The following is a 539-nucleotide window of genomic DNA, read 5'->3' on the forward strand; positions in this document are numbered from 1 at the left end:
GTCCAATAAATCAACTGGAGCGCTTCGCTTTCATCGGTTACAACATCTTCCATCGCCACGAGCAGACTAATGGCCTCCAGGTACTTTTTCTTCTTCAAGCACAATTGTGCTTTATTCACACGTATGTCAAGCCTGTCTGGAAAAGCATGAATCAACGCCTGGCTTTTCCCCATGGCCTGCTCCACGCGATCTTTGCGTAAATCTTTCTGGATGAGGCATTGCTCGAAGGAAACGATAGCATGCGGCTTGATACTGGAATACGGAGGACGAGCCAGGATGTGTTCAAGCGCATTGGCCACCGCTTCCTGTGTTTGTCTCCAAGTTAAATATCTGCGGATATGGTTGCTCGCTTGGTGTCCGATTTCATGCAGCGATTCCCTTTGCTCATAGACGCGCCTCATCATAGCCTTAAGCTCCTGAATATCAGGTTCTATCCAGTAGGGATAGTCGACGGTTTCCACGTCTCCCACTTTCCGCTCGTGATGGTGATAAAGTTTGGCTGAGATAAAATAGGTGAACGACTCGTGGCAAAACTCCCC

At 48.6% G+C, this 539-nt stretch carries 1 protein-coding gene; it reads right to left on the reverse strand.

The annotated features are described in order from the left end of the window. A partial coding sequence (locus AB1L17_RS31495; RefSeq protein ID WP_412848847.1) for a hypothetical protein occupies positions 1 to 404 on the reverse strand: 404 nt, incomplete at its 3' end. Positions 405 to 539: the final 135 nt, after the last annotated feature.

Source organism: Brevibacillus jepli, assembly GCF_047229145.1.
In the GTDB taxonomy this organism is placed as follows: Bacteria; Bacillota; Bacilli; order Brevibacillales; family Brevibacillaceae; genus Brevibacillus.